Origin of the sequence: Amycolatopsis sp. NPDC051071 (genome assembly GCF_040682875.1) — a bacterium.
Lineage (GTDB): Bacteria > Actinomycetota > Actinomycetes > Mycobacteriales > Pseudonocardiaceae > Amycolatopsis.
In genome coordinates this window covers 37,717-51,760 of record NZ_JBFBBY010000030.1, presented here as the reverse complement: position 1 = coordinate 51,760, position 14,044 = coordinate 37,717, and the positions used below count along the sequence as shown (strand labels likewise).

The following is a 14,044-nucleotide window of genomic DNA, read 5'->3' as shown; positions in this document are numbered from 1 at the left end:
CGAGATTCACGTGCGGTCGCGCAGCGCTTCCAGCACGCGGGCGGAGATCTCCTCGACCGTGCCGACGCCGTCGACCGTGACCAGGATGTCCGCGTAGTACTCGAGCAGCGGAGCCGTCTCCGACACGTAGATCTGCTGACGACGACGGATGACGTCTTCGGTGTCGTCCGAACGGCCACGCGAAAGCAACCGCTCGACGACGACGTCTTCCGAGACCTGAAGCTGGATGACCGCGTTCAGCTTGGTGTCGACCTCGCCGAGGATCTCACCGAGCACATCGGCCTGCTTCGTGTTGCGGGGGAAGCCGTCGAGCAGGAAGCCGGCCTTGGCGTCCGGTTCGGCGAGGCGCTCACGCACCATCTCGTTCGTGACCGAGTCGGGCACGAGTTCACCGGAATCCAGGTAGCGCTTGGCTTCCTGGCCCAGCGGCGTCTGCTCGCCCACGTGAGCGCGGAACAGGTCGCCGGTCGAGATGTGCGGGATCCGGAGCTTCTCCGACAGTGCTACCGCCTGAGTACCTTTGCCCGCGCCAGGAGGGCCAACGAGAACCAGGCGCGTCACTTCAAGAACCCTTCGTAGTTACGTTGCATCAGCTGGCTTTCGATCTGCTTCACGGTGTCGAGACCGACACCGACCATGATCAGCACAGCCGTGCCACCGAACGGGAAGTTCTGGTTGTTCCCGCTACCGGTGACGGACAAGAAGAAGTTCGGAAGGATCGCGATGATGCCCAGGTACAGCGAGCCCGGCAGAGTGATCCGGCCGAGGACGTAGCTGAGGTACTCCGCGGTGGGGCGCCCCGGACGAATACCCGGGATGAAGCCACCGAACTTCTTCATTTCTTCCGCACGCTCGTCCACGTTGAACGTGATCGTGATGTAGAAGTACGTGAAGAAGATGATCAACGCGAAGTACAGCAGGACGTGCGCCCAGCTGGACTGGTTGACGATGTAGTTCTGGATGAAGACCTGCCAGCCGGAGTTGCTGTTGGCGTCGCCGACGAGGCGGCTGATGAGGTCCGGCAGGTAAAGCAGCGACGAGGCGAAGATGACCGGGATGACACCGGCCTGGTTCACCTTGATCGGCAGGTAGGTCGAGGTCCCGCCGTACATACGGCGGCCGATCATGCGCTTGGCGTACTGCACCGGGATCCGGCGCTGGCCCTGCTCGACGAAGATGACGCTGGCGATGATCACCAGACCGAACACCAGGATCAGGGTGAAGACCACCGGGCCGGCGCTGCTGAGGATGTTGCCACCCTCGATCGGGATACGGGCCGCGATGTTCAGGAAGATGAGGACGGACATGCCGTTGCCGACGCCGCGCTCGGTGATCAGCTCACCCAGCCACATCATGACGGCGGTACCGGCGGTCATCGTGATGACGATGATGGCCAGCGTGTAGACGCTGTTGTCCGGGATGATCGCGGTGTCGCACTGCGGGAAAAGCTGCTTGCGGTCGGCGAGCGCCACCACACCGGTGGCCTGCAGGATCGCGAGCGCGATCGTCAGGTACCGGGTGTACTGGGTGAGCTTGCCCTGGCCGGCCTGGCCTTCCTTCTTCAGTTCCTCGAACCGTGGGATGACCACGGTGAGAAGCTGGACGATGATGCTCGCCGTGATGTACGGCATGATGCCGGTCGAGAACAGCGAGAGCTGCAGCAGCGCACCACCACTGAACAGGTTCAGCAGTTGATAGACGCCCTCCTGCGACCCGGTCTCCGTACATTTCTGGACGGCGGAGTACGAGATGCCCGGGGCCGGAATGGTGGCACCGATTCGGTAGACCGCGACAATGGCTAGCGTGAACAGGATCTTCTTACGTAGATCCGGCGTCGCGAGAGCCGAGCGGAAGGCGCTGAGCACGCGGGGGACCTCCTCGGCGTCGTCGGCTGTCTTACCGACGATCGGCTTGGCCGACCTGGGGCCGGCGGGAACACACAGCTTTCTGGCACAAGCCAGGAACGCTTCGGGGCACACTCGTCCCGAAGCGTGTCGCCGACTCTAACAGCTTCACAGGGCGTGTCCGCAGTGCGTGTGGGTTTTCCGGACGAAGGTCGGTGCGCGGGGTTGATCGACTTCCGCTTCTTGCTCCGGAACCTTGACAGAACGCCCTGTCGTTACCTGCTTTCCGACCCCCTTCAGATCGCATTTAGCCCGCTAAACGCGCTGTGACCGGGGTTCGGGGTCAGGAGCTCGAAGTGGCGAGGGCGCCCGCCATGCCGAGGAGCACGACGCCGGTACCGCGGTCGACGTTGCGCGTGGCGCGGCGGGACAGCCGAAGCGACTTCACGAGCGTCCCCGCTCCGATGTAGGTCGCGCCCGCGACGAATTCGGCGAGCAGGTAGACGGCGCCGAGAACCGCGATCTGCCGGGAAAAGGAGCCGTGAGCTGGGTCGATGAACTGGGGCACGAACGCGGTGAAGATGAGGATCGCCTTCGGGTTCGTGATCGCGACAACGAATTCCTTCCTCGCGATCCTCAGCGCCGGAACGGTTTCGGCCTTCTCCGGCCCGGTGACCACCGTGGTCCGTTCACCGCGGAACGTCGACCACAGCAGTCTTCCGCCGATCCAGACGAGGTAGCCGACACCGGCCCACTTGATCACCGTGAGTGCAAGTTCGGAGGCCGCGAGGATCCGCCCGAGCCCCGCCGCGACGGCCGCGATCAACACCGTGAACGCGGCCAATCGGCCTAGCAGGCCGGCGAGGCCTTTCCAGACCCCCTGTGTCATGCCGTGGTGCAGACCAAGCAGGTTGTTCGCCCCTGGCGTAAAAGCGACGAGCACCGCCGCGCCGAAAAAGACCACCACCCAAGTCATCGGCCAACCCTATCGGTCCACGCGAACGCCTTTAGCGGGCTAATCGCGCTCTCTGGAGCCGGAATCCCGCGGAGGCGCGAAGGCCGAGTAGTCCGGCGGCGCCTCGGTCCGAGGCTCCGGCGGGAGCACCATGATGGAGATGCCGTCCTTTGGCGTGGGCAGATCCGCGAGACCGGGTGCCTCGCTCACCGGGATCTCGCCCTCGTCGACGCGGTGACTCATGACCGCCGCGCCCACCGCAGCGACGACAGCGGCGAAAAGAGCCCAGATACCCGCCCCGAACGTCAGTGTCCCGTTGGTGGGTTCTCCCAGCTGACGCCCGAATCCCAGCATGGTGGTAGCGGTGGCGACGGCTCCGGTGAGGAACACCGCCGCGATGGTGGTGAGCCATCGGTCCAAGATGTCCGGCCGTCGCAGCCGGGCGGCGCGGACGCTGACGATCGCGGCCGCCAGGAGGATCGCCGCGGCGACCAGGAGGGGAATACCGACCGGCGACGACGCCACGACGAGCGAGGGGCCGTCGTCCTGGACGATCTTCGTTTCCCACGCGCCTTGGACCACCACGACCACGATCTTTTCGCTGCGATCGAAGCCGAGCCGATGCTCAGTGATGAAGAACGGGAAGAAGCAACCCACGAGGGTCAGGACCAGCGCCAGTGTGGCCAGTCCCGCCGCGACGAGCCGGCGAGGCTCGGACCTGCCAGGTCGCCCCGGCACTTCCACGGGATCCGTGGGGCCTGCCACCGAGACGACTGTCGGCGGCGCGTCCGACTGCTGCTGAAAGGGCTGCGGATCCTGCCCGGGAGGTGTGTCCACCTCGCGATCCTTCCAGCCCAGACCCCCCGCCCGCCACGCCCGCGGCCCTGCGGGCGGAGCGCGTTTAGCGGGCTAAACGCGCTCAAGGCTGCGGGGACCTGGGCGACCGCCGGAGCGCCTTTAGCCCCCTAATCGCGCTCTGGGCGCGGGGAGACCACCCGGCCGCCGGAGCGCGATTAGGGGGCTAAACGCACGTCGGCGGTAGCGCCGGGGAGAAGGGACCAGATCGCGATTAGCCCGCTAAAGGGAGGTCGGCGGAGGGAGGAGCGCAAGCGAAAGGCCCGCCGGGCGGAGCCGGGCGGGCCTTTCGGTGAAGCGAGTGGAGAGCGCTCAGAGCGTGGTGGCGGAGCCACCGGCGGCGGAGAGCTTCTCCTTGGCGGAGCCGGAGAAAGCATCGGCGGTGATGTCCAGCTTGACGCCGTTCAGGTCACCGTTGCCGAGCACCTTCACGAGCTTGCCCTTGCGGACGAGACCGTTCGCGACGAGCTCCTCGGCGCCGACCTTGCCACCGTCCGGGAAGACGCGGGCGATGTCGCCCACGTTCACCGGCTGGTACTCGGTACGGAAGCGGTTCTTGAAGCCGCGAAGCTTCGGGAGCCGCATGTGGATGGGCATCTGCCCACCCTCGAAACCGGCGGGCACGTTCTTCCGGGCCTTGGTGCCCTTGGTACCGCGACCGGCGGTCTTGCCCTTCGAGCCCTCACCACGGCCGACGCGCATCTTCTCGCGCTTCGCGCCCGGAGCCGGACGAAGGTGGTGGATCTTGATGGCAGTCATGCCTTGACCTCCTCGACCTCCACCAGGTGGCGGACCGTGTGAATGAGGCCGCGAACCTGGGGGGTGTCTTCACGCACCACAGACTGCCGGATCTTGCGCAGCCCGAGGGTACGCAGCGATTCACGGTGGTTGTGCTTGGTGCCGATCTTGCTCTTGATCTGGGTCACTTTGAGCTGAGTCATGTCAGACCCCCTGACCCGCGCGCTGACGCAGCATCCGAGCAGGCGCGACGTCCTCGAGCGGGAGACCGCGGCGGGCCGCGACCTCTTCGGGACGCTGCAGACCCTTCAGGGCTGCCACGGTCGCGTGCACGATGTTGATCGCGTTGTCGGAGCCGAGAGACTTCGACAGCACGTCGTGGACACCCGCGCACTCCAGTACCGCGCGGACCGGGCCACCGGCGATGACGCCGGTACCGGCGCTGGCCGGACGGAGCAGCACGACACCGGCGGCTTCCTCACCCTGGATCGGGTGGGGAATGGTGCCGCCGACGCGGGGAACGCGGAAGAAGTTCTTCTTCGCTTCCTCGACGCCCTTGGCGATGGCCGCGGGAACTTCCTTGGCCTTGCCGTAGCCGACGCCGACCTGACCGTCACCGTCACCGACGACGACGAGGGCGGTGAAGCTGAAGCGACGACCACCCTTGACGACCTTGGCGACGCGGTTGATCGTCACGACCTTCTCGAGGTGCGGGGTTTTTTCCTGGCCGGCCCCGCCACGGCCGCTGTCGCGCCGGTCCCGGCGGTCGCGACGGTCATTGCGGTCGTTGCCGCCCTGCCCGCCGGGTCCACCCTGGCCGCCGCCGAATTGCCGTGTACGTCCCGGCATCAGGCTGTCCTTCCATTCACGAGCATGTGCATCAGAACTCCAACCCCGCCTCACGGGCAGCGTCGGCGAGTGCCGCGATGCGGCCGTGGTAGGCGTTGCCACCACGGTCGAACACCACGGTCGAGACACCGGCGTTCTTGGCGCGAGCGGCGAGAAGCTCCCCGACCTTGGCGGCCTTGGCCTTCTTGTCGCCGTCCAGCGCGCGAACGTCCGCCTCGAGGGTGGACGCCGACGCCAGGGTCTTGCCGACCAGGTCGTCGATCAGCTGCACGGCGATGTGCCGTGACGAACGCTTGACGACCAAGCGCGGACGCTGGTCCGTGCCGTTGATCTTCTTGCGGAGCCGGAAGTGCCGACGGGCCTTCGCGACGCGGCGGCGGGTCGAGATGTCCTTGCCGACCGGCTTGCGCTTCGTAGTCGTGTCGCTCATGATCACTTACCCGTCTTTCCGACCTTGCGGCGGATCTTCTCACCCTCGTAGCGCAGGCCCTTGCCCTTGTACGGGTCCGGGCGGCGCAGCTTGCGGATGACCGCGGCGATCTGGCCGACCTTCTGCTTGTCGATGCCCGAGACCGAGAACCGGGTGGGGTTCTCGACCTTGAAGGTGATGCCTTCCGGGGCTTCGATCTTGACCGGGTGGCTGTAGCCGAGGGCGAACTCGAGGTCCGAACCCTTGGCCTGCACGCGGTAACCGACGCCGTGGATTTCAAGCTTCTTCTCGTAGCCCTCGGTCACACCGACGACGAGGTTGTTGACCAGCGTCCTGGTGAGACCGTGCAGGGCACGGCTGGTGCGCTCCTCGTCGGGTCGCTTCACCTGGAGCGTGCCGTCGGCCTGCTCCACGGTGATCGGCTCGGCGATGGTGTGCTCAAGGGTGCCCTTGGGCCCCTTGACCTTGATCAGCTGACCATCGATGGTCACCTCGACCCCGGAGGGGACGGCGACCGGCAGCTTTCCGATGCGTGACATGTCTGTGCCCCCTTCCTTACCAGACGTAGGCGAGGACTTCGCCGCCCACGCTGTTGCGCTTGGCCTGACGATCGGTCTGGAGGCCGGAGGACGTCGAGATGATCGCGACGCCAAGGCCACCGAGAACGTTCGGCAGTTCGGTCGATTTTGCGTAGACCCGCAGGCCGGGCTTGGACACGCGGCGAAGGCCGGCGATGCTGCGCTCACGGTTGGGGCCGTACTTCAGCTCCACGATGAGGTTCTTGTGCTTCTCGCCCGGCTCGTCGCGGTAGCCCGCGATGTAGCCCTCGCGCTTGAGGATCGCGGCGATGTTCGCCTTGATCTTCGAGTGGGGAAGCACGACCTCGTCGTGGTACGCCGAGTTCGCGTTACGCAGACGGGTCAAGAAGTCTGCGATGGGGTCGGTCATCGTCATGGTGACCTGTCAACCTTTCTCGCCCTGGTTCCCCGCACTCAATGCTGCGGGGCCTGTGGCGAAGTGGGAGTTCTGTATCCGATTGTTTGCCAATCCGACCGGCGGTCACGGCGAAAGGGAGCCGGTGAGCCGGTGGGCTCGCGGTCCGCATCCGCCTGCTTTCGGCCGAATTGGCAAAGGAGACTCTTACCAGCTGGACTTGCGGACGCCGGGCAGCTCGCCCGCGTGTGCCATCTCGCGAAGGCAGATCCGGCAGAGCCCGAACTTGCGGAACACCGAGTGCGGGCGACCGCACCGCTGGCAACGCGTGTAACCGCGAACCTTGAACTTCGGCGTCTTCGCGGCCTTGTGGACCAGTGCTTTCTTGGCCATCGACTCAGTTCTCCTTGAACGGGAAGCCGAGCTTGCGAAGCAGCGCGCGGCCCTCGTCGTCGGTGTTGGCGGTGGTGACGACAGTGACGTCCATACCGCGCGGGCGGTCGATGGCGTCCGGGTCGATCTCGTGGAACATCGACTGCTCGTTGAGACCGAACGTGTAGTTGCCGTTGCCGTCGAACTGCTTCGGCGAAAGCCCGCGGAAGTCACGGATACGCGGCAGCGCGATGGTCAGCAGCCGGTCGAGGAACTCCCACATGCGGTCGTTGCGCAGCGTGACGCGCGCACCGATCGGCTGGCCCTCACGCAGCTTGAACTGCGCGATGGACTTGCGAGCCTTGCGAACCTCGGGCTTCTGCCCGGTGATCGCGGCCAGGTCGCGGATGGCGCCTTCGATCAGCTTGCTGTCACGGGCGGCGTCACCGACACCCATGTTCACGACGACCTTGACGACGCCCGGGATCTGGTGGACGTTCTCGAAGGAGAACTCCTCCTGGAGCTGTCCCTTGATCTCCTCGCGGTACCGCACCTTGAGGCGCGGGGCGATCTTCTCTGCGGTGGTCATGATCAGATGTCCTTACCGTTCCGGCGCGAGACCCGGACCTTCTTGCCGTCCTCGCCGATGCGGTAGCCCACCCGGGTCGGCTTGCCATCGGAGTCGACGACCATCACGTTCGAGACGTGGATGGGCGCTTCCTGAGTGACGATGCCGCCGGACTGCGCGCCGCGCTGGGTCTGGGAGATCCGCGTGTGCTTCTTGATCCGGTTCACGCCTTCGACCAGCACGCGCTCGCGCTCGGGGTAGGCCTGGATGACCTTGCCCTTGGCACCCTTGTCCTTGCCGGCGACGACGACGACCGTGTCGCCCTTCTTCACCTTCATGCTCTACAACACCTCCGGCGCGAGCGAAATGATCTTCATGAACTTTCGGTCGCGCAGCTCGCGGCCCACCGGGCCGAAGATGCGGGTGCCACGGGGCTCATTGTCGTTCTTGATGAGCACAGCAGCGTTCTCGTCGAAGCGGATGTAAGAACCGTCCGGACGACGGCGCTCCTTGCGCGTGCGAACGATGACCGCCTTGACGACGTCACCCTTCTTCACGCCGGCGGCCGGCATGGCGTCCTTCACGGTGGCGACGATGATGTCGCCGATACCCGCGTAGCGCCGCCCCGAACCACCGAGAACGCGGATGCAAAGGATTTCCTTCGCGCCCGTGTTGTCGGCAACCCGAAGCCGCGACTCCTGCTGGATCACGTCAACTCCTGTATGTCGCGCTGGTTCTCGCGTTCGAACGCGAGCCTTGCGGAACTAAGGGACTCAAAAAGAGCCCTACTTACTTGGCCTTCTCCACGATCTGCACCAGGCGCCAGCGCTTGGTCGCCGACAGGGGGCGGGTCTCCATAAGAGTGACCCGGTCGCCCTTGCCTGCCTCGTTGTTCTCGTCGTGCACCTTGACCTTGGTGGTGCTGCGGAGAACCTTGGAGTAGCGACGGTGCTTCTTGCGGTCTTCGAGCTCGACCACGATCGTCTTGTTCATCTTGTCCGAGACGACATAGCCCTCACGGACCTTACGGTCGTTGCGGCCGGCCGCCTCGGTGGGCTGCTCGCTCATGCGGCACCTTCACTCTCGGCGTCAGGGGAAACGGACAGGCCGAGTTCACGCTCGCGCATGACCGTGTAGATCCGCGCGATGTCCGTACGGACGGTGCGCAGACGGCGGTTGTTGTCGAGCTGTCCGGTCGCCATCTGGAAGCGGAGGTTGAAAAGCTCCTCCTTGTATTCCTTCAGACGCAGGACGAGCTCTTCCGCGGTGAGCTCACGCAGCTCCGATGCCAGAGCGGCACCTGCCTTCGCCATCAGAACTCACCACCTTCACGGGTCACGATGCGGCACTTCATGGGCAGCTTGTGGATCGCGCGACGGAGCGCCTCACGGGCGGTCTCCTCGTTCGGGAACGAGATCTCGAACATCACGCGGCCCGGCTTCACGTTGGCGATCCACCACTCGGGCGAACCCTTACCGGAACCCATGCGGGTTTCCGCCGGCTTCTTGGTCAGCGGGCGGTCGGGGTAGATGGTCGTCCACACCTTGCCGCCACGCTTGATGTGACGCGTCATGGCGATACGAGCGGACTCGATCTGCCGGTTGGTCACGTAGCTGTGCTCAAGCGCCTGGATGCCGTACTCGCCGAAGCTCACCTTCGTACCGCCCTTGGCGGCACCGTGGCGCTTCGGGGAGTGCTGCTTCCGGTGCTTGACCCTGCGCGGGATGAGCACGTGTCAGCCCTCCGTCTTTTCTGCAGTCTCAGCAGCCGGGGCCTCGGTGGCCGCAGGGGCAGCGTCGTCGCTCTTCGCGGCGGCGGCGGCCCGGCCGGCTTCGGTCGAGGTCGGCGTCGTGCCCGACGCGCCGGAACGGCGCGGGCGGGCGGGACGGTCACCACGGTCACGGCGCGGGGCACGCTCGGCGGCCGCGGCGGCGTCACGCGCCTCCCTGGCCTTGAGACCACCCACGAGCTCGCCCTTGTAGATCCACACCTTCACGCCGATGCGACCGAACGTCGTCTTGGCCTCGAAGAAGCCGTAGTCGATGTCGGCACGCAGCGTGTGCAGCGGGACGCGGCCATCGCGGTAGTGCTCGGAACGGGACATCTCGGCACCGCCGAGACGACCGCCGCACTGCACGCGGATGCCCTTGACCTGCGGCGAACGCATGGAGGTCTGGATCGCCTTGCGCATCGCGCGGCGGAACGCCACCCGGTTGCTCAGCTGCTCCGCGACACCCTGAGCGACGAGCTGGGCGTCGGCCTCGGGGTTCTTGACCTCGAGGATGTTCAGCTGGACCTGCTTGGCGGTCAGCTTCTCCAGCGCGCCGCGGATCCGGTCGGCTTCCGCGCCGCGACGGCCGATGACGATGCCCGGCCGGGCGGTGTGGATGTCGACGCGAACCCGGTCACGGGTGCGCTCGATCTCGACCTTGGAGATCCCGGCGCGCTCCATGCCCGTGGACAGCAGCTTCCGGATCTTGACGTCCTCGGCCACGTACTCCGCGTACTGCTTGTCGGCGTACCAACGCGACTTCCAGTCCGTGGTGATACCCAGGCGGAAGCCGTGCGGGTTGATCTTCTGGCCCACTACCGGCCACCTGCCTTCTTCTTGCCCTGTGCCTTCTTGGCTTCGGCCTTCGGACGCGACTCCACCTCGACGGTGATGTGGCTGGTCCGCTTGCGGATCCGGTACGCGCGGCCCTGGGCCCGCGGACGGATGCGCTTGAGGGTCGGGCCCTCGTCGGCGTAGGCGTTCTTGACCCAGAGGGTGTCCGGATCGAGATCGAGGTTGTTCTCGGCGTTGGCCACGGCGCTGGCGAGCACCTTCGCGACCGGCTCGCTTGCCGCCTGCGGGGCGAACTGGAGCACGGCCAAGGCGTCGGCGGCGCTACGTCCCTTGATCAGCTCGATCACCCGGCGCACCTTGGTAGGCGAGTCCCGGACGAAGCGAGCCCGCGCGTAAGCCGTCGGCAAAGCCTCGGCCACGTCGTTCTGGGCGTTCATCGCTATCTTCCTTGTTCTCTCGTGCCCGCTCAGCGGCGGCGCGACTTGCGGTCGTCCTTGATGTGGCCCTTGAAGGTCCGAGTCGGGGCGAATTCGCCCAACTTGTGACCCACCATCGCCTCGGTGACGAACACCGGGACGTGCTTGCGGCCGTCGTGCACCGCGATCGTGTGACCCAGGAAATCCGGGATGATCGTGGAGCGTCGCGACCAGGTCTTGATCACGGTCTTCTTGCCCGACTCGTTGAGAACGTCCACCTTCTTGAGCAGGTGGTCGTCCACGAAGGGGCCCTTTTTAAGGCTACGTGGCATGTGCTTCTACCTCCCTGCTCAGCGCTTGTTCTTGCCGGTACGGCGGCGGCGGACGATCATGGCGTCGGAGGCCTTGCGGCGGCGGGTGCGGCCTTCGGGCTTTCCGTTCGGGTTCACCGGGTGACGACCACCGGAGGTCTTACCCTCACCACCACCGTGCGGGTGGTCGACCGGGTTCATGACGACACCACGGACGGTGGGACGCTTGCCGCGCCAGCGGTTACGGCCCGCCTTGCCCCAGTTGATGTTGGAGTGGTCGGAGTTACCGACCTCACCGACGGTGGCGCGGTTGCGGACGTCGACGTTGCGGATCTCGCCCGACGGGAGACGAAGCTGGGCGTAAGGCCCGTCCTTCGCCACCAGCTGCACCTTGGCACCGGCGGACCGCGCCATCTTCGCGCCGCCACCGGGGCGGAGCTCGATCGCGTGGATCACGGTACCGACCGGGATGTTGCGCAGCGGCAGGTTGTTACCCGGCTTGATGTCGGCGCGGGGGCCGTTCTCAACCGTGTCACCCTGCTTGAGCTTCTCCGGGGCGATGATGTAGCGCTTCTCGCCGTCGGCGTAGTGCAGGAGCGCGATACGAGCGGACCGGTTGGGGTCGTACTCGATGTGCGCGACCTTGGCGGGGACGCCGTCCTTGTCGTTCCGGCGGAAGTCGATCAGCCGGTACGCACGCTTGTGGCCACCGCCCTTGTGGCGAGTGGTGATCTTGCCGCTGGAGTTACGGCCGCCGGTCTTGCTCAGCGGACGCAGCAGCGACTTCTCCGGGGTGGACCGAGTGATCTCGGCGAAGTCGGAGACGCTGGAGCCACGACGACCCGGGGTCGTCGGCTTGTACTTGCGGATGCCCATGTGTCAGCTCAGTCCTTTACGCGGTGGGTCCGCCGAAGATCTCGATCGGCTTGCTTTCAGCCGAAAGAGTCACGATGGCGCGCTTGGTGTCCTTGCGCTTGCCGAAGCCGGCGCGAGTCCGCTTACGCTTGCCCTGGCGGTTGGCCGTGTTGACACTGACCACCTTGACGCCGAACACCTGCTCGACCGCGATCTTGATCTGGGTCTTGTTGGCGTCCGGGCGGACGATGAACGTGTACTTGTGGTCCTCGAGCAGCCCGTAGGACTTCTCGGAGATCACCGGCGCGAGCAAGATGTCGCGAGGATCGGGGATGGCGATCGCACTCACTGCTCGTCACTCCCTTCAACCTCACTCGACCGGGCCGAAGCCTTCGCGCCCTTGCCCCGGACGGGGCCGGCGACGAACACGTCGTAAGCGGCCTTGGTGAACACCACGTCGTCGTTGACCAACACGTCGTAGGTGTTGAGCTGGTCGGGCGTGATGATGTGGACGTCGGCAAGGTTCCGCACGGAGTTCCAGCTCAGCTCGTCGTCGCGGTGCAGCACCACGAGAACGCGCTTGGCCTTGGTCACCGCGGCGATGGCGGCCTTGGCGAACTTGGTGGACGGCTTCTCGCCGGTCACCAGTTCGGTGACGACGTGCAGCTGTCCGGCGCGGGCCCGGTCGGAGAGGGCGCCACGCAGGGCGGCGGCCTTCATCTTCTTCGGGGTCCGCTGGGTGTAGTCGCGCGGCGTGGGGCCGTGAACGACACCACCGCCGACGAACTGCGGCGCACGGGTCGAACCCTGGCGGGCGCGGCCGGTGCCCTTCTGGCGGTAAGGCTTCTTGCCACCACCGCGGACTTCACCGCGGGTCTTGGTGTCATGCGTGCCCTGGCGAGCGGCGGCCAGCTGGCCCACCACGACCTGGTGCATGAGGGGCACGTTGGCCTGCACGTCGAAGATCTCCGAGGGGAGCTCGACCGTGCCGTCGGCTTTACCGGCCGGGGTCTTCAGCTCGACGCTGGTCATGATCAGTTACCACCCTTCGCGGCGCTGCGCACGAACAGCAGGCCGCCCTTGGGACCGGGCACGGCGCCCTTGATCAGCAGCAGGCCGTCCTCGGCACGCACCGCGTGCACGGTCAGGTTCTGCGTGGTGACCCGGTCGTTGCCCATCCGGCCCGCCATGCGCAGGCCCTTGAAGACGCGGCCCGGGGTGGCACAGCCACCGATCGAGCCGGGCTTGCGGTGCACGGCCTGGGCACCGTGGCTCGCGCCCTGGCCCTTGAAGCCGTGACGCTTCATGACACCGGCGTAGCCCTTGCCCTTGCTGGTACCGGTCACGTCGACCTCGATACCGGCCTCGAACACCTCGGCGGTGATCTCCTGGCCGACCTCGTAGGTCTCGGCGTCGGTGGTACGCAGCTCGGCAAGGAAGCGACGCGGGGTCACGCTCGCCTTGTCGAAGTGGCCGGTGCGCGGCTTGTTCACCCGGCGCGGGTCGACCGCGCCGAAAGCCAGCTGCACGGCCTTGTAGCCGTCGGTTTCCTGGGTCCGAACCTGGGTGACCACGTTCGGACCGGCCTGGACGACGGTCACCGGGACGACCCGGTTGTTCTCGTCGAAGACCTGGGTCATGCCGAGCTTGGTGCCCAGGATGCCCTTCATTTGCCTGTCAGACATGAGTTTCTTACTCTCCGCCGCTCGCCAGCCGCTACTGGATGTTGACGTCGACGCTCGCCGGCAGGTCGATGCGCATGAGCGCGTCGACCGTCTTCGGCGTCGGGTCGAGGATGTCGATCAGACGCTTGTGCGTGCGCATCTCGAAGTGCTCGCGCGAGTCCTTGTACTTGTGCGGCGAGCGGATGACGCAGTAAACGTTCTTCTCGGTGGGCAGCGGCACCGGCCCGACAACACGGGCGCCGGTGCGCGTGACCGTCTCGACGATCTTGCGCGCCGAGGTGTCGATCGCCTCGTGGTCGTAGGCCTTGAGCCGGATGCGGATCTTCTGTCCCGCCATGGTGGCTGCTCGTTCCTTGTCGTCTCGTGCCGCTTTGTCTCTTCAAACCTCGGTCGTGACTGAGGTTTTCCCAGTTCAACGGCCCTGTCCCCGGTCCACGCGGTCGGGCGTGTCGCGCCCGACGCACAGACGGATCCCGTGGGATCGTCGTCTTGCCTGGTCTTCCTCAACGTGAGGAGGCATCGAGCCGGCTGTCTTACTCGAATCGCCGTCTCAAACGCCCGTGCCCGCTAGCCTCACCCGAAGGAAGTGCTCGGCGGACCGTGGCCACTCATACCAGGGCGGCCGGAACCTGCTTGTCAAATGACTTGCAAGATTCGGCCGCCCCAG

Annotated in this window: 25 protein-coding genes; all 25 read right to left on the bottom strand. The window is 66.0% G+C overall.

From position 1 onward, the window contains the following. Positions 1-6: 6 nt before the first annotated feature. The 25 genes from AB0M65_RS13200 to rpsJ all read right to left on the bottom strand — a co-directional run bounded on the left by AB0M65_RS13200 (position 7) and on the right by rpsJ (position 13,714). On the bottom strand, positions 7-561 hold the full coding sequence (locus AB0M65_RS13200) for an adenylate kinase (protein WP_364026064.1): 555 nt from the start codon (positions 559-561) through the stop codon (positions 7-9). After that, entirely contained in the window at positions 558-1,865 is a 1,308-nt protein-coding gene (gene secY / locus AB0M65_RS13195) for a preprotein translocase subunit SecY (RefSeq protein WP_364026061.1), read from the bottom strand. The genes AB0M65_RS13200 and secY overlap by 4 nt, the downstream gene beginning before the upstream one ends. A gap of 322 nt (positions 1,866-2,187) precedes the next feature. Continuing rightward, positions 2,188-2,820 carry a LysE family translocator gene (locus AB0M65_RS13190; RefSeq protein ID WP_364026058.1) on the bottom strand — a complete coding sequence of 211 codons (633 nt, stop codon included), beginning with the start codon at positions 2,818-2,820 and terminating at the stop codon, positions 2,188-2,190. A 39-nt stretch (positions 2,821-2,859) separates the two neighbouring features. After that, entirely contained in the window at positions 2,860-3,636 is a 777-nt protein-coding gene (locus tag AB0M65_RS13185) for a hypothetical protein (RefSeq protein ID WP_364026055.1), read from the bottom strand. A 330-nt stretch (positions 3,637-3,966) separates the two neighbouring features. Beyond that, positions 3,967-4,413 (bottom strand): 50S ribosomal protein L15, encoded by a 447-nt coding sequence (rplO, locus tag AB0M65_RS13180; protein ID WP_364026052.1) that lies wholly within the window; start codon positions 4,411-4,413, stop codon positions 3,967-3,969. Then, entirely contained in the window at positions 4,410-4,595 is a 186-nt protein-coding gene (rpmD, locus tag AB0M65_RS13175) for a 50S ribosomal protein L30 (protein ID WP_364026050.1), read from the bottom strand. Before rpmD ends, rplO begins: the two co-directional genes overlap by 4 nt. A 1-nt stretch (position 4,596) precedes the next feature. After that, positions 4,597-5,241, bottom strand: a complete 645-nt coding sequence (rpsE, locus tag AB0M65_RS13170; RefSeq protein WP_005166795.1) for a 30S ribosomal protein S5 — start codon at positions 5,239-5,241, stop codon at positions 4,597-4,599. A 31-nt stretch (positions 5,242-5,272) separates the two neighbouring features. Beyond that, complete coding sequence (rplR, locus tag AB0M65_RS13165) at positions 5,273-5,671, bottom strand: 50S ribosomal protein L18 (protein WP_039795639.1); 399 nt, start codon at positions 5,669-5,671, stop codon at positions 5,273-5,275. Between the two features lie 2 nt (positions 5,672-5,673). Beyond that, positions 5,674-6,210: a 50S ribosomal protein L6 gene (gene rplF, locus AB0M65_RS13160; protein ID WP_364026046.1), complete on the bottom strand. Its 537-nt coding sequence runs from the start codon at positions 6,208-6,210 to the stop codon at positions 5,674-5,676. A 16-nt stretch (positions 6,211-6,226) separates the two neighbouring features. Beyond that, a complete protein-coding gene (rpsH, locus tag AB0M65_RS13155; RefSeq protein WP_364026043.1) occupies positions 6,227-6,625 on the bottom strand; it encodes a 30S ribosomal protein S8 in 399 nt (132 codons plus the stop codon). 186 nt (positions 6,626-6,811) lie between these two features. Next, positions 6,812-6,997 (bottom strand): type Z 30S ribosomal protein S14, encoded by a 186-nt coding sequence (locus AB0M65_RS13150; protein ID WP_005166789.1) that lies wholly within the window; start codon positions 6,995-6,997, stop codon positions 6,812-6,814. Between the two features lie 4 nt (positions 6,998-7,001). Continuing rightward, positions 7,002-7,565, bottom strand: a complete 564-nt coding sequence (gene rplE / locus AB0M65_RS13145; RefSeq protein WP_016331092.1) for a 50S ribosomal protein L5 — start codon at positions 7,563-7,565, stop codon at positions 7,002-7,004. Positions 7,566-7,567: 2 nt separating this feature from the next. Then, complete coding sequence (gene rplX, locus AB0M65_RS13140; protein WP_076163007.1) at positions 7,568-7,882, bottom strand: 50S ribosomal protein L24; 315 nt, start codon at positions 7,880-7,882, stop codon at positions 7,568-7,570. A 3-nt stretch (positions 7,883-7,885) separates the two neighbouring features. Beyond that, positions 7,886-8,254, bottom strand: a complete 369-nt coding sequence (gene rplN / locus AB0M65_RS13135; protein ID WP_005166785.1) for a 50S ribosomal protein L14 — start codon at positions 8,252-8,254, stop codon at positions 7,886-7,888. Between the two features lie 79 nt (positions 8,255-8,333). Further along, positions 8,334-8,612: a 30S ribosomal protein S17 gene (gene rpsQ, locus AB0M65_RS13130; protein WP_364026038.1), complete on the bottom strand. Its 279-nt coding sequence runs from the start codon at positions 8,610-8,612 to the stop codon at positions 8,334-8,336. After that, positions 8,609-8,857 carry a 50S ribosomal protein L29 gene (rpmC, locus tag AB0M65_RS13125; RefSeq protein WP_005166783.1) on the bottom strand — a complete coding sequence of 83 codons (249 nt, stop codon included), beginning with the start codon at positions 8,855-8,857 and terminating at the stop codon, positions 8,609-8,611. Before rpmC ends, rpsQ begins: the two co-directional genes overlap by 4 nt. Further along, positions 8,857-9,276 (bottom strand): 50S ribosomal protein L16, encoded by a 420-nt coding sequence (rplP, locus tag AB0M65_RS13120; RefSeq protein WP_004558864.1) that lies wholly within the window; start codon positions 9,274-9,276, stop codon positions 8,857-8,859. Before rplP ends, rpmC begins: the two co-directional genes overlap by 1 nt. A gap of 3 nt (positions 9,277-9,279) precedes the next feature. Continuing rightward, a complete protein-coding gene (rpsC, locus tag AB0M65_RS13115; RefSeq protein WP_364026035.1) occupies positions 9,280-10,131 on the bottom strand; it encodes a 30S ribosomal protein S3 in 852 nt (283 codons plus the stop codon). Beyond that, positions 10,131-10,547, bottom strand: coding sequence for a 50S ribosomal protein L22 (gene rplV / locus AB0M65_RS13110; RefSeq protein ID WP_005166780.1), 417 nt, complete (start codon positions 10,545-10,547; stop codon positions 10,131-10,133). The genes rpsC and rplV overlap by 1 nt, the downstream gene beginning before the upstream one ends. Positions 10,548-10,576: 29 nt before the next feature. After that, positions 10,577-10,858 (bottom strand): 30S ribosomal protein S19, encoded by a 282-nt coding sequence (gene rpsS, locus AB0M65_RS13105; protein WP_026468892.1) that lies wholly within the window; start codon positions 10,856-10,858, stop codon positions 10,577-10,579. Positions 10,859-10,876: 18 nt separating this feature from the next. Further along, positions 10,877-11,713: a 50S ribosomal protein L2 gene (gene rplB, locus AB0M65_RS13100; RefSeq protein ID WP_364026031.1), complete on the bottom strand. Its 837-nt coding sequence runs from the start codon at positions 11,711-11,713 to the stop codon at positions 10,877-10,879. 16 nt (positions 11,714-11,729) lie between these two features. After that, positions 11,730-12,041: a 50S ribosomal protein L23 gene (rplW, locus tag AB0M65_RS13095; protein ID WP_364026029.1), complete on the bottom strand. Its 312-nt coding sequence runs from the start codon at positions 12,039-12,041 to the stop codon at positions 11,730-11,732. Further along, positions 12,038-12,724, bottom strand: a complete 687-nt coding sequence (rplD, locus tag AB0M65_RS13090) for a 50S ribosomal protein L4 (RefSeq protein WP_364026026.1) — start codon at positions 12,722-12,724, stop codon at positions 12,038-12,040. The genes rplW and rplD overlap by 4 nt, the downstream gene beginning before the upstream one ends. A gap of 2 nt (positions 12,725-12,726) precedes the next feature. Continuing rightward, positions 12,727-13,377 (bottom strand): 50S ribosomal protein L3, encoded by a 651-nt coding sequence (gene rplC / locus AB0M65_RS13085; RefSeq protein ID WP_125788816.1) that lies wholly within the window; start codon positions 13,375-13,377, stop codon positions 12,727-12,729. A 31-nt stretch (positions 13,378-13,408) separates the two neighbouring features. After that, positions 13,409-13,714, bottom strand: coding sequence for a 30S ribosomal protein S10 (gene rpsJ / locus AB0M65_RS13080; protein WP_003102098.1), 306 nt, complete (start codon positions 13,712-13,714; stop codon positions 13,409-13,411). Positions 13,715-14,044 lie beyond the last annotated feature (330 nt).

Excerpts from the sequence above, each read along its gene's own strand:
- rpmD (WP_364026050.1), bottom strand. The coding sequence starts at position 4,595 with ATGACTCAGCTCAAAGTGACCCAGATCAAGAGCAAGATCGGCACCAAG.
- rplC (WP_125788816.1), bottom strand. The coding sequence starts at position 13,377 with ATGTCTGACAGGCAAATGAAGGGCATCCTGGGCACCAAGCTCGGCATG.
- AB0M65_RS13190 (WP_364026058.1), bottom strand. The coding sequence starts at position 2,820 with ATGACTTGGGTGGTGGTCTTTTTCGGCGCGGCGGTGCTCGTCGCTTTT.
- rpsS (WP_026468892.1), bottom strand. The coding sequence starts at position 10,858 with ATGCCACGTAGCCTTAAAAAGGGCCCCTTCGTGGACGACCACCTGCTC.
- rplV (WP_005166780.1), bottom strand. The coding sequence starts at position 10,547 with ATGAACGCCCAGAACGACGTGGCCGAGGCTTTGCCGACGGCTTACGCG.
- rpsJ (WP_003102098.1), bottom strand. The coding sequence starts at position 13,714 with ATGGCGGGACAGAAGATCCGCATCCGGCTCAAGGCCTACGACCACGAG.
- rplB (WP_364026031.1), bottom strand. The coding sequence starts at position 11,713 with ATGGGCATCCGCAAGTACAAGCCGACGACCCCGGGTCGTCGTGGCTCC.
- rpsQ (WP_364026038.1), bottom strand. The coding sequence starts at position 8,612 with ATGAGCGAGCAGCCCACCGAGGCGGCCGGCCGCAACGACCGTAAGGTC.
- rplF (WP_364026046.1), bottom strand. The coding sequence starts at position 6,210 with ATGTCACGCATCGGAAAGCTGCCGGTCGCCGTCCCCTCCGGGGTCGAG.
- rplE (WP_016331092.1), bottom strand. The coding sequence starts at position 7,565 with ATGACCACCGCAGAGAAGATCGCCCCGCGCCTCAAGGTGCGGTACCGC.
- rplX (WP_076163007.1), bottom strand. The coding sequence starts at position 7,882 with ATGAAGGTGAAGAAGGGCGACACGGTCGTCGTCGTCGCCGGCAAGGAC.
- rpsE (WP_005166795.1), bottom strand. The coding sequence starts at position 5,241 with ATGCCGGGACGTACACGGCAATTCGGCGGCGGCCAGGGTGGACCCGGC.
- AB0M65_RS13150 (WP_005166789.1), bottom strand. The coding sequence starts at position 6,997 with ATGGCCAAGAAAGCACTGGTCCACAAGGCCGCGAAGACGCCGAAGTTC.
- rpmC (WP_005166783.1), bottom strand. The coding sequence starts at position 8,857 with ATGGCGAAGGCAGGTGCCGCTCTGGCATCGGAGCTGCGTGAGCTCACC.
- rplD (WP_364026026.1), bottom strand. The coding sequence starts at position 12,724 with ATGACCAGCGTCGAGCTGAAGACCCCGGCCGGTAAAGCCGACGGCACG.
- rplO (WP_364026052.1), bottom strand. The coding sequence starts at position 4,413 with ATGACTGCCATCAAGATCCACCACCTTCGTCCGGCTCCGGGCGCGAAG.
- rplR (WP_039795639.1), bottom strand. The coding sequence starts at position 5,671 with ATGAGCGACACGACTACGAAGCGCAAGCCGGTCGGCAAGGACATCTCG.
- rpsH (WP_364026043.1), bottom strand. The coding sequence starts at position 6,625 with ATGACGATGACCGACCCCATCGCAGACTTCTTGACCCGTCTGCGTAAC.